Here is an 18540-nt window from a genome sequence, read left to right on the forward strand (position 1 = left end):
TCGCGCCGTGTTCAGTAGTCGGTGCGCCGCTGCGCGCGCTCGGCGTGCTGCTGCATCAGTTTGGCGGCCTCGGTGGCGCTGACGCGCCCCTGGTACATGGCCGAGAAGCCCTTCGCCAGGCCTTCCCAGGCGAAGGCCATGCCGCGGTCGTTGGGCATTGCGCGTGCAAGCTTGAGCTGGTTCAGCGAGGCTTTCAGGTTGTCGTCTGCCTTGGCCAGCACATCGCGGTACACCGTGGCGTTAACCGGCAGGTGGCGCGTTTCGTCGAACCAGCGGCGCTGAACTTCGGCGCTTTGCATGTAGCGCATGAACTTCAGCAGGGCGTCGCGCTTGGGCCCCTTCAGCGACAGCCCCGGAAACGCCAGCACATAGCCGGAGTACATCGGTACCAGGTTCTTGCCCGGCTCCACCTGGGGCAGGACGGTGACGCCCAGTTTGTCGCCCAGCGCATCCTGTAACTCGCGCATCGCCCAGTCGCCATTGATCGCATAGGCGAATTCGCCCGCCATGAAGCGGTCCAGCGCGCAGTCGGTGCGGCACTCCTTCAGGGTCAGCCCGCGGGTGACGAGGCCGAAATAGGTGTCCAGTGTCTTGGCCATCGCGGGCGTATCGAGCGTGATGCCGCCCTTGGCATCCACGGGCCAGCCGCCATAGGCGCCGTAGAACGGCACCATCCAGTACATCTCGCCGAAGTTGGTGCCGAGCGCTTTCACGCCCTTGGCTTGAAGGGCCGGCAGCTGCTGGGTCATTTCAGCGAGCGTGCGCGCCGGCTTGCTGACCAGCGAGCGGTTATAGAACAGCATCAGGTGGTTGCCCCAGAACATCGGTGCGCCGAGGTTGCGCCCTTCGAAGAGGCCAGACCCCGCCGCGTTGGGGACGAGATCGCTCGACTTGCCGACGGGGGGCACGTCCGAGTACTTGAGTTCCTTGTCGAGCGCGAGGAAGTCGGTTGGCACCAGCACCACGTCCGGCAAATCACCGTCCGTCGCATGTCGCAACAACGAGCCGCGCAGATCCGCCTGGTTGAGCCAGTTGGTCTCGACCTTGATGCCGGAGGTCTTGGAGAAGTCCGCCGTGATCGCGGCCAGCAGCTCCGCGTTCTGCTGCGAATTCCAGAACACGAGCTTGGGCGCCGCATACAGGGGCACCACCGCCGCAAGCGCGAGCAGGCCGGCGAGGCCGCGGATCAGGGTACGAAGGTGCATCGGTTTCTCCAGAGATGTCGCCAGCCCGAATGGTGCGAAGGCTCTTTGGCCTTCGTTCTATTGACGCTATCCCCGGTATACGACCGCCTTTGCTGAAACTTCAGCCCGCAAGGGGGCGGCTTGCTCGGCGTCAAATGCTGAACCCGAGTCCACTCGGTCGTGGGCGCCGCGCCGAGGGCCATGCCTGGTGTGCGCCAGCGTACCGACCCCGCGGGCGATCTCCGTCACCCTGACGTCGTGAGCTTTGGCGCGCATAGCGCGACGAGGCCCCGGTTTTCTGTCGGCACGGCCTGGGCGTTGAACACCACGTTCGTAGTCGTCGGCGCACAGAAGGATCTTTCCCGCAGTGAGCGCGCCGTGCACTCAAGACCACGAATGGATCGAGGAAACAATGAAACTCCCGAGCAACTACAGCGTTTGGCGCCGTACCCGCGCGAGCGGCCGGCCCGCAATCATGCTGGGCATTTTGATCTTCGCGGCAGCCTGCGCGAGCGTGCCAGCCCCGACAGAGCAGGTGGCTGTGTCCAGTGCGGCGGTTGCACGTGCCGCAAGCGCAGGCGGTGGCGAGGCGGCACCGGCAGAGATGCAGACCGCGCGCGACAAGCTGGACCGCGCGAAGCTCGCGATGGCCGCCGAGGACTTTGACGTGGCGCGTCGGCTGGCACAGCAAGCCCAGGTGGATGCACAGCTCGCTGAAGCCAAGGCCCGTACCGGCAAAGCCCGCAACGCCTCGCAGGAGGTGAGTACCGACGCCAAGGTGCTGCGCGAAGAGCTTGACCGCAAAGCCCAGTCGCCCACAGACAAGGAATGACCATGACCCAAAATCGAAGCTTTGCGATGACGCTCATCGCCGCCGCCGTGCTGGCTGCCTGCAGCACAGCCCCCATGAACAACGCCATGCTGGATCAGGCGCGCTCGGACTACCGCAGCGCCCAGGACGACCCGCAGACGCGTGACCTCGCCGGTGGCGAACTCAAGTTGGCAGGCGATGCCGTCACCACCGCCGACGCAGCGTTGCAGCGCGGCGAGCAGACCGTTGAAGTCGACCATCTGGCCTACGTCGCCCGGCAGCGCGTCGCGATTGCAAACGAAACCGCGAAGCAGAAGGCGGCTGAGCTGGCGGTGAGCAACGCCGGCGCCGCGCGCGACAAGGCGCGGCTCGATGCGCGCACGAATGAGGCGGACGCGGCCGGGCTCAAGACAGCGCAAGCCCAGCGCGACACCGCCTCGGCCAAACGCGACGCCAGCGACGCTCAAGCCCACGCAACGGCGCTCGAAGCCCAGCTCGCTGACCTCAACGCCAAGCAGACCGAGCGTGGCATGGTGATCAGCATCGGTGATGTGTTGTTCGACACCGACCGGGCCGAACTGCGCTCCGGCGCCGCACGCAACGTCGACAAGCTGGTCGCGTTCATGAAGCAATACCCTCAGCGCAGGGCCATGATCGAAGGCTTCACCGACAACACCGGCAGCGACAGCCACAACCTGTCGCTTTCTGGGCGGCGTGCGGATGCGGTGCGTACCGCCATGGTCGACATGGGAGTGGGCGGTGAGCGCCTGACGACCCACGGCTACGGCGAAGCCTTCCCGGTGGCTGGAAACGACAGTGCTGGCGGTCGGCAGGCCAATCGCCGCGTAGAGATCGTGCTGTCTGACGAAGTGGGCAACATCACCCCGCGCTGAAGTCGCGCAGTAACGCGGCCGTTTTCATTCTGCGACGGTCGTCGCCGCAGATCGGCCGCCGGCTAGGGCGAGCGCACCAGGATGTAGCCGCGGTTCTCGACCAGATCGAAGGTGCGCATCCCGCGGATCAGTGTTGCCAGCGGCATCCATACCCAGCCCGCGCTGTCCGGGTTCACATCCATCAGTAGCACTGAGTCCGATTCGGCGTCGTAGGCGCCAAGCGGCGAAATGTGTGCACCACCTTTCTGGCCGACGGCGTCGCGGCGATAGTTGACGATCACGTAGTCGCTGGAACGCTCAAGGTTCTCGGACAGGTCGTGCCGGATCTGCGCGTCGCTGACTGAGTCGGTCGCCACCACGAGGCGGGTGCTCACCCCATGGCCACGCAGCAAGGCATCGAGTTGCCGCAGTTGGTAGCCCCCATCCTGGACCGTCTTGCCACCAAGCGTGATGGGCTCGCCGAGCACCTGGGCGCGAGTCTTGGGGCCCTGTTCGATGACGCTTTCCTGCGTGAAGCGTGGCACCGTCAGATCGAACCCCGCGGGCAGGTGTTTCTCGTCCTCCGGACGCAATCGGCTTCGATCGTGTGGCGCATCCCCGCGCCCGGCATGGATCGCGTTCAGCACGATCGCTGCCGTTGTCGGCCCGCAGAAGGCCCTGTTCGATTGCGGTTCGAACTGGTTTGCCAGGGCAGGGAAGTCCGCGGTGCCGCTTGCATGGGCCAGGCGCGCCATGCCGGCCGAGCTGTTGAACGGCAGCAGCGCGGGCGTGGCAGGGTCGTCCGCCATCGCCGGCGCAATGAGCGCCAGGCTGACGAGGGCGGCGAGGCCAAAACGGCAAAGCGGCATGTCCATCTCCCAAGTTTCGGATGACTATAGTGGAAAGGCGGGCCGCCACGCTGCGGCGGCGCAGACAAGAACATCCAACCCAGACAGAGGCCCGAGATGACAGCTCCGTTGACCCGCCGCCGCATGCTCAAGCTATCCGGCGCTGCCGTGCTGAGTGTTCCCCTCGTTTTCTTTGCGCGTTCGGCCCCTGCCAGCACCAATGCCGCGCAGCGTGCCGCGTTGAAGTACCAGCCGACGCCAAACGGCATCTCACAATGTGCGAACTGTCTTGAGTTCCTGCCCGGCGCGTCTGACACCGCACCCGGTGGATGCAAGCTGATGCCGGGCGATGACGAGATCTCGCCCTCCGGCTACTGCACAGCCTGGAACACGATGTAGGCGTGTGTCCCCACTGCGCGACGCGCAGGGTTGGGTGATGAGCGTGGCCGCCGGGATTACCGGCGCGGTTTGCGCTGACTCAGTGGGCGGTACGAGCTGTCGCGCTAGAGTTCGCATTCCTCCCTCGCCGCTACTTGCTGAACATGATTACCTCGCCTGCCGCCCTGTCCGCGCCTTTCGCTCAGTTGGTCGAACGCATCCATCGCGAAGCCACCGTTGTCGACAACCAGATCATCAAGATCGACCACTTTCTCAATCACCGCATCGAGCCCGCATTCATGACCGCGATGGGGCAGGAGATTGCGCGGCGTCTGGCGACCTACAAGCCGGATATCGTGCTGACGGCGGAAGCAAGCGGCATCGCGCCCGGGCTGGTTGCTGCAATCGCGCTCGATGTGCCGATGGTCTACGCGAAGAAATACGCGCCCATGATCGAGCCGCCCGCGTATTCGCGCATCGTGCCGTCGCCGACCAAGGGCGGTGAAACGCGCCTCGTGATTGGCAAGCGCTATCTGTGGGAAGGCGCGCGCGTCGTCATCGTCGACGACATTCTCTCCAACGGACGGACCAGCCAGGCGTTGATTGAAATGGTCCGCGAGGCCGGCGCCGAAGTCTTTGCCGCCGCCTTCATCATGGAAAAGCGCTTCAAGAACGGGCGCGACATCATCGAAGCGATGGATGTACCGGTGGCAACGCTGGCACAGGTTGTCGGCATCGAAGCCGGCAAGGTGGTGATGGCGGGCGCCTGAGCACTGGCCAGCCCGCTTCCGCGATGCCGCCAGTGGTAACGGGTTTCAGGTGCGCAGTCGTGAGCTGATGAACAACGCCAGCCCCAGCCCGGTCACGACATCCTTGCCGTAGGGGATGTGCTCGAACGACACCAGCGTGACGATGAAGAGCGGGATCGTCGCGAGGAACACATGCGGATAGCGCAAGCCTTCGCAGTAGGTGCGCAGCTTCTGCGGCAGATATTTGGCAATGGCGGGCGAAAGAGACATGGCGGGGGCTCGAAGCGGGTTTGCGTGATCCGTGTGCCGCGGCGGGCTGCGACGCACTGGCTAGTCGGCCAGATTGTAGCGTGGGCACCGTTCGAACCCGTCGGCTGACCGGTGCGACGGCGGATTCAGGTGCGCAGCGCGCGCAGTTCCTTGTTCATGAAGCGCACCCGCATTGCCAGCACGCAGGCGATGCCTTCGAAAATATGCGCCGCCGCCGCGCTCTGCGAATCGGCCAGCGCGTTGAAGCGTTCGCGCGACAGCACATAGCAATCGACTTCGTCGAGCGCTGTGGCGTCGGCAGCGCGGCGCGAGGGATCAAGGAAGCCCATCTCGCCGATGAAATCGCCGCGGCCGAACGTGCCGATATGCCAGTGGTCCTTGCCCTGCAGTGGTAGCACGACGCGGACGGTCCCCTTGCGGATGAATAGCAGTTCGTCCTCCGGGCCACCGAGATTGAGCACCTTGGTGCCCGCGGCGTAGCGGCGCTCTTCTATCACCGATGCGATGGCTGTCAGGCTGCCCGGCCTCCAGCCGAGCAGGGTTTCGATCTCGTCGAGTTCGAGCGGCGCTTCGTCGACCGGCGTCAGCCCCGGTTCAGTGCTGAGCATCTGGCTCTCGATCCATTCCAGCGCCTGATCCAGATCGCGGAAGGCGAGCGCCTTCTCGGTATCGCGCACCAGGCCCACCTCGCGCAGGTAGCGCTTCATCTTAAGACCACTGGGCAGGCCGCGGGGTATCTCGGTGAAGATCAGGTAGGCGCCGGCCGCGTCGAGGCGTTCCTTGATCTGCTCCAGCGCGTGCGTTGCGCTGAGATCCAGCGATTGCACCCGGCGCAGGTTCAGCACGACATAGGTGCGCTGGCCGATCTCCGGTTCAAGAGCCTGGTAGAGCTGATTCGCGGTGCCGAAGAACAGCGCGCCCTGCAGCTCGACGATCACCATCTTGAACCCGTCGCGCAGCAGGATCTGCAGCTCAACCTCGTGCCGCACGACGCGCGAGAACATCTCGCCGCCTTCGAGCTTGCGTCGCAGGATCGTGCTGCGGCTTTGCTCGCGCAGGAACAGCACTGCGGCGAGGGCGATGCCCGCGCCGGACGCAGCGATCAGGTTGAACACCAGCGCTACGCCGATCACGGTGAGGATCACGAGAAAGTCGAAGCGCGTCGATTCCGTGCGGAAGAAGGCGAGACTGTGCCAGTCGATCATGCGGTAGCCGACCACCAGCAGGATCGCGCCCAGTGCTGCGATCGGCACCCATGCTACGAGCGAGGACAACAGCAGAAAGGCGAGCAGCGCGAACAGCCCTTCCAGCATGCCGGAGCGACGTGTCTGCGCCCCGCTGGAAACGTTAACCAGCGAGGCCCCCATGGTGCCCGCGCCAGGGATGCCGCCCAGCAGTGCGGACCCGATGTTGCCAAGGCCCTGGCCGATCATCTCGCGGTTGGGGTTGTGGTGCGACTTGGTCATTGCATCGAGCACCACGCAGGTCTTCAGCGTGTCGATTGACAGCAGGGCGGCCAGGGACAGCGCGGGCATGAAGACCTGCGCGAGCAGCGCGGGCGTCCAGGCGTGCAGCGTCAGCATGTGTTGCCCCATCGCGTCGAACAGATGCCCCTCGCTCTGGTTCAGCGGACCGACGATCAGCGGGTTGTGCTGCAGCTGCCACAGCGCCGGGTTGGCGCCTCCAAGTGCGAGATAAGCGAGCACGCCGCTGAGCAGCGCGATGATCGCGGCCGGCACCGCGCGTATCACGCGGGGAGCGCCGAGCATCACGCCGATGACGACCGCACCGACCAGCAGGGCCTCCCAGCGCCAGCCCTGCGGATGCAGCAGCGCGCCCCACAGACTGGCGGTCTTGTCGGCACCCAGCACGCGGGGCAGCTGCCCGCCGATGATCGTCAGGCCCACGGCGGACAGATAACCGCTGACCACCGGATAGGGGATATAGCGGATCAGTTTGCCGATGCCAGAGAGGCCGAAGGCGATCTGTAGGGCGCCGGCGATGAGCCCAATCAGCATCAGCATCAACAGCACGGTCTCGGGGGGTGTGCCGCGCCGGCCGAGATCCAGCGACAGCGCAGCGAGCAGGGCGGCCGCCGGAGCGCAGGGCGCGGTGATCAGCCGATCGGTGCCGCCGAATATTGATGCAATCAAGCCCAGCGCGGTCGCGCCGAGAATCCCGGCCATCGCGCCGCGTGAGCCAAAGTCGTCGCCTAGCGGGGCGAAAATCGTCACGCCGAAGGCGATAGCCGAGGGCAGCGCCACCAGCATCGCTGCCAGACCTCCCCACGCATCGCCGGCCCAAGCCTGCCGCGAGCCACCCGAATTCATGTTCCACGCCCCGGTTCTGTGACCGACATCGTTGCGCGTCGCCCGCGAGGGGCTCCTTATGGTTCAGCCTAGTCCCGGAACCTGCGCGCCACAACGCGATCGCGCATCGGATTTGCGCGAACACGCAGCAAACTCCGCAAGCCGGGACAGCCTCTGCGAAGCACCCACGCCCTAGAATCGACTGATCTGTCGCCGACTCGGCGCATCAGCCCTGGAGAGTGTCACGTGAGGCTTGCTGGATCGATTCACTGTTCGTTCGCCGCCGTTCTGCTGTGTATCGCTGCCTGCGATGCCGGGGTCAGCCACGCTGCCAAGCCCGCGTCCGCTCCGACGCCTGCGCCCGTGCCGAAGAACGCGCGTTACAAGGACGCATCGCAGCCTGTCGAGGCACGGGTGGAGGATTTGCTGGCGCGCATGACGCTGGCCGAGAAGATCGGCCAGATGACGCAGGCCGAGCGTGCGGAGGCGCGGCCGGGTGATGTGACGGCACTGATGCTCGGCAGCGTGCTCTCCGGCGGCGGCAGTGGGCCGAGCCCGAACAAGCCTGAGAGCTGGGCCAGCATGATCGACGCCTACCAGGACGCAGCCACCGCGACGCGGCTGGGCATACCGGTGATCTACGGCATCGACGCGGTGCACGGACACCAGTCGGTCATTGGCGCCACCGTGTTCCCGCAGATGATCGGCCTCGCCGCGGCGGGCGACGCCGATCTGATGAAGCGCATCGGCGAGGTCACCGCCCGCGAGATGGCGGCAACCGGCATCTACTGGAACTTCAGCCCGATGGTCGCCGTAACGCAGGACATCCGTTGGGGCCGCGCCGCCGAATCACTGGGCGAAGATGCCGCCACGGTCGGCACGCTCGCCACCGCTTACGTTGGCGGGCTGATGGCGCCGATCGCACCGGACTCCGCGCAGATCCTGCCCACCGCCAAGCATTTCATCGGCGACGGCGGCACGGCGTGGGGGAGTTCGCGCCAGAGCATCATGGGCGTCCAGTACCGGCTCGACCAGGGCGACGCGCAAGGCGACAGCGAGGCGCTGCTTGCACGTTACCTGCCTCCCTACAAGGCTTTGATCGACGCCGGCACCGGCAGCGTGATGGCCAGTTTTTCGAGCTGGAACGGCGACAAGCTGCACGGTAATAACGCGCTGCTGACCGGCGTATTGAAGGAGCGACTCGGCTTCAAGGGCTTCGTGATCTCAGACTGGGACGGCATCCAGCAACTGCCCGGCAGCTTCGAACAGCAGGTGACGACCGCCATCAACGCCGGCGTCGACATGGCCATGGTGCCGAAGGACTACCGCGCCTTCGTGCGCGTGCTGACCGACGCCGTGAACAAGGGCACTGTGCCGCAGGCGCGAATCGACGATGCGGTGCGCCGCATCCTGCGTGCCAAGTTCGCGATGGGGCTGTTCGAGCACCCACGCGCGCTACGCAGCCTGCAGGCCGAATTCGGCGGCGCGGCCCATCGGGCGGTCGCGCGTGAGGCGGTCGCCAAGTCGGCGACGCTGCTGAAGAACGCGGGCGCTTTGCCTTTGGCGCGCGGCAAGTCGATCTTCGTTGCCGGCGAATTCGCCGACAACCTAGGCTTCCAGTCCGGCGGCTGGACCTTGCAATGGCAGGGCGTCAGCGGCAACGGCGAGATCGTCGGCACCACGCTACTCGAAGGCATCAAACAGGTCGGCGGCGCGACGACGGCTGTCAGCTTCAAGGAAGACGGCAAGCTCGACGGCCGCGCCGATGTAGGCATCGTGTTTGTCGGCGAACCGCCCTACGCCGAAGGTGTGGGCGACCGAGACATCGACGAGCTTGCGCTCGATCGGCGTGAAGTGAGCGCCATCGACGCCATGCGCAGCCGCGTCGACAAACTCGTGCTGGTCGTCGTTGCCGGCCGGCCGCAGTTGCTCGACAAGGTCATCGACAAGGTCGATGCCGTCGTGATGGCCTGGCTACCCGGCAGCGAAGGCGCTGGTCTGGCTGACGTGCTGTTCGGCGACAAACCCTTCACCGGCCGCCTGCCAGTCGGCTGGCCCGCTAGCGCGGCCGGTTACCAACGCGCCGATGCACCGCTCGACATGCGGTGCGCGAGTTTGGTGTGGGCTTTGGGCTATGGCATGGACGTCAGCGGTAAGGCGCTTGGGCCGGGGCGATGCACGCGCTAAGGTCGCGACGTTCTTTCCACCGTGAGGCAGACGTCCTGCGAGGCAAATGCGCTAGGGTTTAGCAGTGTTCCCAGAAAAGCTCGTTCCATGGCCGTAGGTCCATCTCGCTGGACCACGCCGATCGCGGCTGCCGGTGCAGAGCGATGATGGTTTCGGAAATGTGCACAGGGTCGGACTGCGGCCCGCCGTCGTCGCGCTGGACGCCTTCATGGATGTCAGCATCGATGACGATATGGGCGACATGGATGCCCTGAGACCACAGCTCACGAGCCAGCACCTGCGCGAGCGCGCGCTGACCGAATTTGCCCACCGCGAGGTTCAGGTGGCCGGCGCGGCCGAGCAGGGACGATGTGGAGCCGGTCAGGATGATCGTCCCACGTTGAAGCGGAAGCATCGCGCGTGCGGACTCGCGCGCGACCAGGAACGAACCCAGACAGTTCTTCCGCCAGCCTTCCTCGAACGCAGGCACTTCGATATCGACGGTAAGCCCCGGGCCGAAGCTCTGCAGGGCATAGACAACCAGATTGGGCGCGCCATGGTTGGCTGTGACTTTAGCGAAGAGCTCGGCGACCGAGGCCTCATTCGTCGCGTCGCAGCCGTACGCAAATGCGGTGCCGCCCTCGCGCTCAATTTGCGCGACTAGCGTATCCAGGCGTACCGCATTGCGCGCAGCAACAACGACCGCCATCCCATCATGCGCGAGCCGCCGAGCGAGCGCGTGGCCATAACCCGGCCCAACGCCAACGATCATGGCGATCTCTTTCTCTCGTGACTGCGGCAAGTCCTGGGTTGTTGCCAGAGGAGCGTGTGTTGGGGCGTGGCTGGGCTTGGGCGCGGCGAGCCAGCGACGGTGTCGCGCTGCTGCGAGGCGCACGCGCCGTGCGGCGTTGCGAGTGACCGGAACGGATCGATCCAGCCGGAACACCACGGCGATTGGACCGAAAGGAATGGCGCGCCAGCGCTTGAGGCTCTTCCAGAGTTCTCGCAGCATGTTGCCCCCTCAGTCGTGAGCCTACCCCTGCGCGCGCCTCGCAAATCGAGCGTGATGGTGTTGCACGAGGGGATTGCGCTGAGCGAAGTCGCCAGACTAGGCCGCGCCGGCGAGCGGCAGGATTGATGCGGATCAGCCGAGCCCGCCGCAGCGAAACCCCTCATCGACATTTGCGACCGGCGTCGCGACATATGTCACGAAACCGGGTGATGGTGCGTCGCGAGCCTGATCGTCAGGCTTGGCTCCTGCAAGGGCGGTAAAATGCCGGCCTTCCGTGAATCGGGCTTTTCTTGCCCTATCGAGATGGCTCCGCCGCAACTGATTGACCTCGTCCTCTCCGCCGACCGTCCGCGCTTGCGCCGCGCGCTGCGCGAGCTGCCTCAGCGCGCAAATGCGCTTGCCGACTTGCCGGAGACCTTGCGCGCGAAGTTCGAGTCCTCGATTGCCGAGCGCGCGGCGCGCAAGGCGAACCTGCCCAAGCCCAGCTTCCCGGAAGAGCTGCCGGTCAGCGGTCGGCGTGCGGAGATCGCGGAGGCGATTCGTACGCACCAGGTGGTGATCGTTTGCGGCGAGACCGGCTCGGGCAAGACGACGCAGCTTCCGAAGATCTGCCTGGAATTGGGCAGGGGCGAGGCGGGGCTGATCGGGCATACGCAGCCGCGGCGGCTGGCGGCGCGTGCGACCGCGACGCGCATCGCTGAGGAATTGCAGAGCGAGCTGGGCACGACGGTCGGCTTCAAGGTGCGCTTCACCGACCACACGAAACGCGAGAGCTACATCAAGCTGATGACCGACGGCATCCTGCTCGCCGAAACGCAGGGTGACCCGCTGCTGGCCGCCTACGACACGCTGATCATCGACGAGGCGCATGAACGCAGCCTCAACATCGACTTCCTGCTCGGCTTCCTCAAGCAACTGCTGCCCAAGCGGCCGGACCTGAAGGTGATCGTGACCTCGGCGACGCTGGACGCCGAGCGCTTCGCCAACCACTTCGCGCAGCACGGAAAGCCTGCGCCGGTGATCGAGGTGTCCGGCCGGCTTTACCCGATCGAGGTGCGTTACCGCCCGATCGAGGACGAGGATGCGGTCGAGAAGCCGCCTGTGCGCGCAGGCGTGCGGGTCGCGGAATCGAAGAGCCGCAATCCGAGTCGTGGCAAAAGCGAGGACCTGTACGAGGCGATCTGCGACGCGGTGAGCGAGCTGCAGCGCGAGGGGCCGGGCGACGTGCTGGTCTTCCTGCCCGGCGAGCGCGAGATCCGCGAGGCGGCCGAGGCGCTGAGGAAGAACCACCCTCCGGGGGCTGAGATCCTGCCGCTGTTCGCACGCCAGACCGCCGCCGAGCAGGCGCGCGTGTTCTCGCGCTCGAACGGGCGCCGCGTGGTGCTCTCGACCAACGTGGCCGAGACCTCGCTGACGGTGCCGGGCATCCGCTACGTGGTCGATTCGGGGCTGGCGCGGATGAACCGCTACAGCCACCGCAACAAGGTCGAACTGTTGCAGATCGAGAAGATCGCGCAGTCCGCCGCCAAGCAGCGCGCGGGCCGCTGTGGCCGGGTGCAGAACGGCATCTGCATCCGCCTCTACGACGAGGAGGATTTCAACCGCCGGCTGGCGCACACCGAGCCGGAGATCCTGCGCTCCTCGCTGGCGGGCGTGATCCTGCGCATGAAGTCCTTGCGGCTGGGCGCGGTGGAGGAATTCCCCTTCCTCGAAGCGCCGCTGCCGCGGATGATCGCCGACGGCTACCAGCTGCTGAACGAGTTGGGTGCGACCGACGATGCGAACAACCTCACCGCCATCGGCCGCGAGCTTGCCAAGCTGCCGCTGGACCCGAAAATCGGCCGCATGATCCTCGCCGCGCGCGACCGCGGCGCGCTGCGCGAGGTGCTGATCATCGCCGCCGCGCTGTCGGTGCAGGACCCGCGCGAGCGGCCGCAGGAACAAAGCGGCACTGCCGACCAGGCGCATGCGAAGTTCCGCTCGTCGCCGGATTCAAAGGACGAGCCGAAGAGCGAATTCCTGTGGTTCGTGAATGCCTGGAAGGCCTTCGATCACATCTGGAAGCACGAGTCGTCGAGCAAGCAGAAAGCCTGGTGCAAGCAGCACTTCCTCAACTGGATGCGGATGCGTGAGTGGCGCGACATCCACGGCCAGCTGCATTCGCTGTGCGCCGAGCACGGCTGGAAGGAGAGCGAGCTACCTGCTTCGTATGAAGCGATCCACAAGGCGCTGCTGACGGGCCTGCTCGGTCACATCGGCTGCCGAGTCGAAGATGCTTCGGGGCCGGCGGCCGGCAGTTATCTGGGAGCGCGCGCAATCAAGTTCTGGCCGCACCCCGGCTCGTATCTGAAGAAGACCGTCGGCAAGTGGCTGATGGCCGCCGAGCTGATCGACACCTCGCGGCTCTACGCCCGCTGTATCGCCAAGATCGAGCCGGAGTGGGTGGAGGAGGTGGGCGCCCACCTGATCAAGCGCAGCGTCTACGAGCCGCACTGGGAGAAGAAGTTCGGCGCCGTGCGCGCATGGGAACGCGGTGTGCTGCATGGCATCACGCTCTACCCGCGGCGTGCGGTGGGCTATGCCGAGCACGACCCCAAGCTGTGCCGCGAGTTGCTGATCCGCGAAGGCCTGGTGCAGGGCGATGTCGACGAAGCTGCCCTGCGGCAGATGGGCTTCCTGACGCACAACCAGCGCCTGATGGCCGAGATCGAGCGCCTCGAACATAAAACCCGCCGCCCCGACGTGCTGGTTGACGACGAGCTGATCTACGCCTTCTACGATGCGCAGATTCCGGACAACGTCACTGACCTGCGCAGCTTCGAGGCGTGGCGCAAGACGGCCGAGCGCGGCAACGCCAAGGGCCTGTTCCTGGTGCGCGAGCAGCTGATGCGGCACGAGGCCGAGGGCGCGACCAGCGACCGCTTCCCGGCCGGTTTCGAGGTGCTGGGGCAGAAGCTCAAGCTCACGTATCTGCACGAGCCGAACGACGCGGAGGACGGCGTCACGCTCACCGTGCCGCTGGCGATGCTCAACCAGATTCCACTCGCGCGCTGCGAGTGGCTGGTGCCGGGCCTGCTGGAAGAGAAGGTCACGGCGCTGCTCAAGACCGTGCCGCAGAAGCATCGCCATCGCTTGCAGCCGATCGGGCAGAGCAGCAAGGCTTTCATCGAACAGGTCGAGGCGGGCGAGGTGAATCGCGAAGACGGCCTGATGCGCGCGCTGCAGAAATTCGTCGAGGACCGCGTCTCGCTGAAGCTGCCGCTGGAGAGCTTCCGGCCCGAGAACCTCAACCCGCACTGCTTCATGAACTTCCGCGTCATCGACGAGCACGGCCGCGTGCTGGGCATGTCGCGCAACCTGCCGGAGCTGCGCACGCGGCTCAAGGACCAGGTGCAGGCGGCCTTCAAGGCGGCGCAGGTGCCGGGGTCGATGGGGGCGCAGCTGGCGGCACTGAAGGTGGCAGGCAAGCCGGCGGAAGTATCGCCTGAGCCTGCACAGCGCGGGGCCGCCGCGAAGCCGGGCGCCCCATCGCCGCAGGCGGAGGCGCCCGCGAAGAGTCAGCCGGCGCAGCTCACCGGCCTCACCAGCTGGAGCTTCGGCGAACTGCCCGAACTGCTCGAAGTGAAGGTCGCCGGCCGCATGGTCATCGGCTTCCCCGCGCTGCAGGACGACGGCGAGTCGGTGAGTCTGACTGCAGTCGACACCGAGGAGGAGGCCGCGCGCGTGCATCGCAAGGGCCTCGCACGACTCTTCGCGCTCACGCTGAAGGACCAGGTCAAGGCGGTCGAGAAGTTGCCCGGCCTGCGCGAGCTGGCGCTGCACTTCATCCCCTTCGGCACCGAAGCGGAGTTGAAGGCGCAGCTCGTCGCCGCGACGCTGGAACGCACCTGCCTGATGGACCCGCTGCCGACTAACGCGGATGCCTTCGCACAACGCGCGCAGGACGCCAAGTCACGCATCTCGCTGGTCGCGCAGGAGCTGATGCGCCTGGCCGGTGCGCTGGTCGTCGAGCACGCTTCACTGACCAAGCGCTTCCTCACGCTCAAGGGCCAGCCCGACACGCTCGCCGACCTGCAGCAGCAGCTCGCCAAGCTGATGCCGAAGAACTTCCTGCTCGCGTACCCGTTCGAAAAGCTCACGCACTTCAGCCGCTACCTCAAGGCGATGGGCGTGCGCATCGACAAGCTGCGCACCAACCCTGCGCGCGACCTGCAACTGCTCGCCGAATGGAAGTCGCTCGCCCAGCCCTTCGAGCGCGAATGGCTCGCCAAGGCCAAGGCCGGCGTGATCGACCCGCAGCTCGAGGAATTCCGTTGGCTGCTCGAAGAGCTCCGCGTGGGGCTCTTTGCGCAGGAGCTCAAGACGCCGATGCCGGTCAGCGTGAAGCGGCTGCAGAAGATCTGGGACGCGCGGCCGCGCTGATGTGCTTTCGTCTTTTGCCCGCCGTGTTCGCTGTGACCAGGTTTTCCCGTGCCGCCAGCAAAGATGGCGCGCGGCCGGTGCGGTGCAAATAGTTTCCCACCTTGAACGACGCCCATGACCCCACGCCGCATCCATCACGCTGCCATCATCTGCAGCGACTACGCACGTTCAAAGCGCTTTTACACCGAGGTGCTGGGGCTGCGGGTTGTAGCCGAGACTTACCGAGCGGCGCGTGATTCGTGGAAGCTGGATCTGGCGCTGCCGGACGGTGCGCAGATCGAGCTGTTCTCTTTCCCCGGTGCGCCGCCTCGGCCGTCGTGGCCGGAGGCGCAGGGCTTGCGGCACCTGGCGTTCGTGGTAGACAACCTCGACGCGGAGCTCGCTGCGCTGACGGCTGCCGGCGTGGAGGTGGAGCCGGTGCGGGTCGACGAGCTCACCGGTGCGCGCTACACGTTTTTTGCGGACCCGGACGGACTGCCCTTGGAGCTGGTTGAACCCCGCCAGGGGTGATCGAGGCCAAGGGCGCGCCAATGGTGACCGCGCCTAGAGGCGGACGCGCAATTCCCCCGCGGCGTCGCGGAACAGTTGTGCGTCGCCGAAGCGGGCGCGTACCGGATTCGGTGGCGACGAATCGCTCAGCGTTTGCGTGCCGGTGTTGCGCCGTGGCGGCGTGACTGCGAGCGAGGCTGGGTCGATGGTGTGCCCGTGGCGTGCTGCGATTGCAGCAAGGGCCACCACGCGCAGGCCCTCGGCATCGGCGGCGGCACGTAGTTCGGCAAGCAGCGCGGCGTCCGAGCGGGCGATCCGCAGGAATGTGCTGAGCGCTTCGGTACTCATCGATGTCCTCCCGAGTGAAGCGGTACGGTCAACGCAAGTCTAGTCGCCCGGATGCTGCATCGGTGTGACCCGTGCGCGCCAGTATGGCGGCAGATCAATTTCCCGCCACCAGTCAGCCGAGGTGTCCTTGGGACTTGTGTTGCCGGGGTGGATGCGGCAGAGGCACAGCTTTGGATCGTCGGCCGCCATGACCTCGTTGTCGGCTGCGGCCCACACGAAGGCGTTGTCCTCACCGACGGTGCGGGCTTCAAACGGGTGTCGCTGCCAGTAGTCGCGGCGGTAGGCCAAGGTCGCGCCGCACACCCAGGGATCGGCGTCTTCGTAGCGGTAGAGCCAGCAGCGACCGGTGGCGGGCTCGTGAAATACCACGCTGCGGGATCCATGGATCGCGCGCTTGCTCGTTTTAAGCGCGGCTATCTGGCGCCGGATACGATCCGGCGCTTGCAGGTCGTCATCGTCCCAGTGCAGCAGGATCTGGCCGCGCGCGGCATCACAGGCGAGGTTCCGTTTGGTGCCCAGCGGCAGCCCCGCGGGGCACGGTTGGTGGCGCACGCGGCCGCTTGCCAGCGCGGGCGCGAGCGACTCGGGTAGCCCGTCTTCACTGACGATCAGGAGCTCCGCGTCGTCAAAGTCCTGCGACAGAAAACCTCCAACCGCCGCCGGCAGCCAGGTGTGCCGCGCGAAGGTCGGCATCAGGCAAGTGACGAGGGGGCGCAGCGGCATTGCGTGTCTTCAGGCCGCGAGGGCGGTCGCCAGTGCATCGAACGCGATGCGCATGCGCGGCGTGGCACGCAGTTCGCGATGCGCCGTCAGCCAGACGGGCAGCGGCGGTACGGCGAATTCGGGCAACAAGCGTACGAGGTCAGGGTCACGTGCCGCGACGCGTTGCATCGTGATGCCAATGCCCAGCCCGGCGCGCACGGCTTCCCACCCGACGATCTGGTTGTCGCAACGGAAGGCGAAGAAGTGCCGGTCGATCGCGAAACCGGCGGCGCGGAAGCCGTCGATCAACTGAGGTGACTGATCCAGGCCGACCCAGTCGTGATCGGCCAGCGTGTTCGGTGTGACGGGCGGGCGGCCGGCGAGATAGTCGGCGTGCGCGTAGAAGCCGAGCGGGTAGTCGGCGACATGGCGGGTCACGAGGCTGCCCTGTTCGGGCCGCACCATGCGGATTGCGATGTCGGCCTCGCGCGCGAGCAGGTTATCGATGCGGTTGGTGGCAACCAGTTCGATCTCGATCTCGGGATGCGCCGTGCGCAGTTGCGCGAGCACCGGCGGCAGGACATAGGCCGACATCATCTCGCTGGCGGTGAGCCGTACGGTACCTGCGAGCGTCTGCGCCCGGCCCGCCACCGCCAGCGATAGCGCCTGCGCCGCCGCCTGCATACGGCGCGCAGGCTCGACCAGCGCCTCACCGGCTTCGGTGAGGCTCAGGCCGCGGGTGGTGCGCTCGAACAGCGCAGCGCCTGTCTGGGCTTCAAGAGCTGCGATCTGGCGCGATAGCGTCGGCTGGCTGGTGTTCAACTGCGTCGCCGCGCGCGTCAGCGAACCTGCCTCCACCACGGCCAGAAAGGCTTGGACCAAGTCCCAGTCCGGCATTGGCGCGGCAGCGGCCTTGCTATTCATTTGTGAATGGCTGTCTTTCATTGATGCGCATTCTTTTGCATTTGGTGCCGCAGCACAATGGGGCCACATCGAACCGATGCAGTGGAGAACAGATCATGCGAGAAACGGTGCTTGTACTTGGGGCAAATGGGCGAATCGGGCGCGCCTTGGTCGAGGCCTTTTCTGCGGCCGGTTGGCTGGTGCGTGCGCAGATGCGCCGCGAACCCACGACTCCGTTGCCGGCGGGCGTCAGCGCGGTGATCTGCGATGCGCTGGATACGGCCGCGCTGATCGAGGCCGCGCACGGCGCTGACGTTCTCATCAACGCGCTGAACCCCGATTACACGCGCTGGGACACGCTTGTACCGCCGCTCGCGGCCAGCGTGCTGGCCGCTGCGCGCGCAAGTGGCGCCACGCTGATGCTGCCGGGCAATGTGTATAACTTCGGCGCCGAGTTGCCGCCGGTGCTGACTGAAGTGACGCCGGAAGTGGCGAATACCGACAAGGCGCGGATACGTATCGCGCTGGAGCAACAGATGCGCGCTGCGGCAGAGGAGGGGGTGCGCAGTATCGTGATCCGCGCCGGTGACTTCTTCGGCGGTGGCCCTGGCTCGTGGTTCGATCTGGTTATTGCGAAGGATGTCGGAAAAGGGCGTGTGACCTTGCCGGGGCCTGCCGACCTGCCCCATGCCTGGGCGTACCTGCCTGATCTGGCGCGGGTGTTTGTCGCGGTGGCCGCGCGGCGGGCCCAGCTCGCGCCCTTCGAAACCCTGCACTACGCAGGCGAAACCTTGACCGGCGCGGAGCTGCATCGGGCGATCGAAGAGGTATGCGGGCGGTCGTTGAAGCGAGCGCAGCTACCGTGGTGGGCGCTGCGTCTGGCATCGCCCTTCGTGCCGATATTCCGGGCCTTGTTCGCGATGCGCTACCTGTGGCTGAGGCCACACCGACTGGATGACGCGCGCTTGCGCCAACTGATCGGCACCTTGCCGCACACGCCGCTGCATCGCGCTTTGTCGACCGCGCTTGCGCCGATGCTCGCGCGGCCTGATTCGTCGCCGGCGACAGCGTGATCGC

The 18540-nt window shown here is 66.2% G+C and carries 16 protein-coding genes; 8 read left to right on the forward strand and 8 right to left on the reverse strand.

The annotated features are described in order from the left end of the window. Positions 1–11: 11 nt before the first annotated feature. A complete protein-coding gene (locus JY500_RS05255; protein WP_206255322.1) occupies positions 12–1205 on the reverse strand; it encodes a sugar ABC transporter substrate-binding protein in 1194 nt (397 codons plus the stop codon). A gap of 391 nt (positions 1206–1596) precedes the next feature. Between JY500_RS05255 and JY500_RS05260 the strand changes: the two genes are divergently transcribed. Together JY500_RS05260 and JY500_RS05265 are read left to right on the forward strand one after the other, a co-directional pair. Further along, entirely contained in the window at positions 1597–2016 is a 420-nt protein-coding gene (locus tag JY500_RS05260; protein WP_246479799.1) for a DUF4398 domain-containing protein, read from the forward strand. Positions 2017–2018: 2 nt separating this feature from the next. Next, the gene (locus tag JY500_RS05265; protein ID WP_172203665.1) at positions 2019–2888 is read left to right on the forward strand and encodes an OmpA family protein; all 870 of its coding nucleotides are present in this window, start codon (positions 2019–2021) and stop codon (positions 2886–2888) included. A 62-nt stretch (positions 2889–2950) separates the two neighbouring features. On the opposite strand, the gene JY500_RS05270 is transcribed toward JY500_RS05265, so the two are convergent. After that, positions 2951–3736 carry a phytochelatin synthase family protein gene (locus JY500_RS05270; protein WP_206255324.1) on the reverse strand — a complete coding sequence of 262 codons (786 nt, stop codon included), beginning with the start codon at positions 3734–3736 and terminating at the stop codon, positions 2951–2953. A gap of 96 nt (positions 3737–3832) precedes the next feature. Between JY500_RS05270 and JY500_RS05275 the strand changes: the two genes are divergently transcribed. Together JY500_RS05275 and xpt are read left to right on the forward strand one after the other, a co-directional pair. Then, the gene (locus JY500_RS05275; RefSeq protein WP_206255325.1) at positions 3833–4114 is read left to right on the forward strand and encodes a high-potential iron-sulfur protein; all 282 of its coding nucleotides are present in this window, start codon (positions 3833–3835) and stop codon (positions 4112–4114) included. A gap of 143 nt (positions 4115–4257) precedes the next feature. Beyond that, on the forward strand, positions 4258–4863 hold the full coding sequence (gene xpt, locus JY500_RS05280) for a xanthine phosphoribosyltransferase (RefSeq protein WP_206255327.1): 606 nt from the start codon (positions 4258–4260) through the stop codon (positions 4861–4863). A gap of 45 nt (positions 4864–4908) precedes the next feature. Here the strand turns inward: xpt and JY500_RS05285 are convergent, their stop codons facing one another. Continuing rightward, positions 4909–5112 (reverse strand): hypothetical protein, encoded by a 204-nt coding sequence (locus tag JY500_RS05285; RefSeq protein ID WP_172203669.1) that lies wholly within the window; start codon positions 5110–5112, stop codon positions 4909–4911. Positions 5113–5237: 125 nt separating this feature from the next. Next, positions 5238–7442 carry an SLC26A/SulP transporter family protein gene (locus JY500_RS05290; protein ID WP_206255329.1) on the reverse strand — a complete coding sequence of 735 codons (2205 nt, stop codon included), beginning with the start codon at positions 7440–7442 and terminating at the stop codon, positions 5238–5240. A gap of 225 nt (positions 7443–7667) precedes the next feature. On the opposite strand from JY500_RS05290, the gene JY500_RS05295 reads away from it, so the two are divergent. Continuing rightward, entirely contained in the window at positions 7668–9608 is a 1941-nt protein-coding gene (locus JY500_RS05295) for a glycoside hydrolase family 3 protein (protein WP_206255330.1), read from the forward strand. A gap of 58 nt (positions 9609–9666) precedes the next feature. Here JY500_RS05295 and JY500_RS05300 read toward each other — a convergent pair whose 3' ends face one another. After that, the gene (locus JY500_RS05300) at positions 9667–10599 is read right to left on the reverse strand and encodes an SDR family NAD(P)-dependent oxidoreductase (protein WP_246479800.1); all 933 of its coding nucleotides are present in this window, start codon (positions 10597–10599) and stop codon (positions 9667–9669) included. Between the two features lie 303 nt (positions 10600–10902). Here JY500_RS05300 and hrpA point away from each other — a divergent pair, with 303 nt between their 5' ends. Then, positions 10903–15021 carry an ATP-dependent RNA helicase HrpA gene (gene hrpA / locus JY500_RS05305; protein ID WP_206255332.1) on the forward strand — a complete coding sequence of 1373 codons (4119 nt, stop codon included), beginning with the start codon at positions 10903–10905 and terminating at the stop codon, positions 15019–15021. A gap of 114 nt (positions 15022–15135) precedes the next feature. Then, complete coding sequence (gloA2, locus tag JY500_RS05310) at positions 15136–15531, forward strand: SMU1112c/YaeR family gloxylase I-like metalloprotein (protein ID WP_206255334.1); 396 nt, start codon at positions 15136–15138, stop codon at positions 15529–15531. A gap of 33 nt (positions 15532–15564) precedes the next feature. Here the strand turns inward: gloA2 and JY500_RS05315 are convergent, their stop codons facing one another. From JY500_RS05315 to JY500_RS05325, 3 genes are read right to left on the reverse strand one after another with little or no spacing between them, the layout of a single operon-like run. Beyond that, positions 15565–15858 (reverse strand): Nif11 family protein, encoded by a 294-nt coding sequence (locus JY500_RS05315; protein WP_172203673.1) that lies wholly within the window; start codon positions 15856–15858, stop codon positions 15565–15567. A 39-nt stretch (positions 15859–15897) separates the two neighbouring features. Beyond that, positions 15898–16581, reverse strand: a complete 684-nt coding sequence (locus JY500_RS05320) for a glycosyltransferase family 2 protein (RefSeq protein WP_206255336.1) — start codon at positions 16579–16581, stop codon at positions 15898–15900. Positions 16582–16590: 9 nt separating this feature from the next. Further along, complete coding sequence (locus JY500_RS05325) at positions 16591–17484, reverse strand: LysR family transcriptional regulator (protein ID WP_206255337.1); 894 nt, start codon at positions 17482–17484, stop codon at positions 16591–16593. Between the two features lie 95 nt (positions 17485–17579). On the opposite strand from JY500_RS05325, the gene JY500_RS05330 reads away from it, so the two are divergent. Continuing rightward, entirely contained in the window at positions 17580–18536 is a 957-nt protein-coding gene (locus JY500_RS05330; RefSeq protein WP_206255338.1) for an NmrA family NAD(P)-binding protein, read from the forward strand. Positions 18537–18540: the final 4 nt, after the last annotated feature.

The organism is Niveibacterium microcysteis, from assembly GCF_017161445.1.
GTDB lineage: Bacteria > Pseudomonadota > Gammaproteobacteria > Burkholderiales > Rhodocyclaceae > Niveibacterium > Niveibacterium microcysteis.

What these genes read in the sequence shown, in the direction of transcription:
- JY500_RS05255 (WP_206255322.1), bottom strand. Translation starts at nt 1,205, where the DNA reads ATGCACCTTCGTACCCTGATCCGCGGCCTCGCCGGCCTGCTCGCGCTT.
- JY500_RS05260 (WP_246479799.1), top strand. Translation starts at nt 1,597, where the DNA reads ATGAAACTCCCGAGCAACTACAGCGTTTGGCGCCGTACCCGCGCGAGC.
- JY500_RS05265 (WP_172203665.1), top strand. Translation starts at nt 2,019, where the DNA reads ATGACCCAAAATCGAAGCTTTGCGATGACGCTCATCGCCGCCGCCGTG.
- JY500_RS05270 (WP_206255324.1), bottom strand. Translation starts at nt 3,736, where the DNA reads ATGCCGCTTTGCCGTTTTGGCCTCGCCGCCCTCGTCAGCCTGGCGCTC.
- JY500_RS05275 (WP_206255325.1), top strand. Translation starts at nt 3,833, where the DNA reads ATGACAGCTCCGTTGACCCGCCGCCGCATGCTCAAGCTATCCGGCGCT.
- xpt (WP_206255327.1), top strand. Translation starts at nt 4,258, where the DNA reads ATGATTACCTCGCCTGCCGCCCTGTCCGCGCCTTTCGCTCAGTTGGTC.
- JY500_RS05285 (WP_172203669.1), bottom strand. Translation starts at nt 5,112, where the DNA reads ATGTCTCTTTCGCCCGCCATTGCCAAATATCTGCCGCAGAAGCTGCGC.
- JY500_RS05290 (WP_206255329.1), bottom strand. Translation starts at nt 7,442, where the DNA reads ATGAATTCGGGTGGCTCGCGGCAGGCTTGGGCCGGCGATGCGTGGGGA.
- JY500_RS05300 (WP_246479800.1), bottom strand. Translation starts at nt 10,599, where the DNA reads ATGCTGCGAGAACTCTGGAAGAGCCTCAAGCGCTGGCGCGCCATTCCT.
- hrpA (WP_206255332.1), top strand. Translation starts at nt 10,903, where the DNA reads ATGGCTCCGCCGCAACTGATTGACCTCGTCCTCTCCGCCGACCGTCCG.
- gloA2 (WP_206255334.1), top strand. Translation starts at nt 15,136, where the DNA reads ATGACCCCACGCCGCATCCATCACGCTGCCATCATCTGCAGCGACTAC.
- JY500_RS05315 (WP_172203673.1), bottom strand. Translation starts at nt 15,858, where the DNA reads ATGAGTACCGAAGCGCTCAGCACATTCCTGCGGATCGCCCGCTCGGAC.
- JY500_RS05320 (WP_206255336.1), bottom strand. Translation starts at nt 16,581, where the DNA reads ATGCCGCTGCGCCCCCTCGTCACTTGCCTGATGCCGACCTTCGCGCGG.
- JY500_RS05325 (WP_206255337.1), bottom strand. Translation starts at nt 17,484, where the DNA reads ATGAATAGCAAGGCCGCTGCCGCGCCAATGCCGGACTGGGACTTGGTC.
- JY500_RS05330 (WP_206255338.1), top strand. Translation starts at nt 17,580, where the DNA reads ATGCGAGAAACGGTGCTTGTACTTGGGGCAAATGGGCGAATCGGGCGC.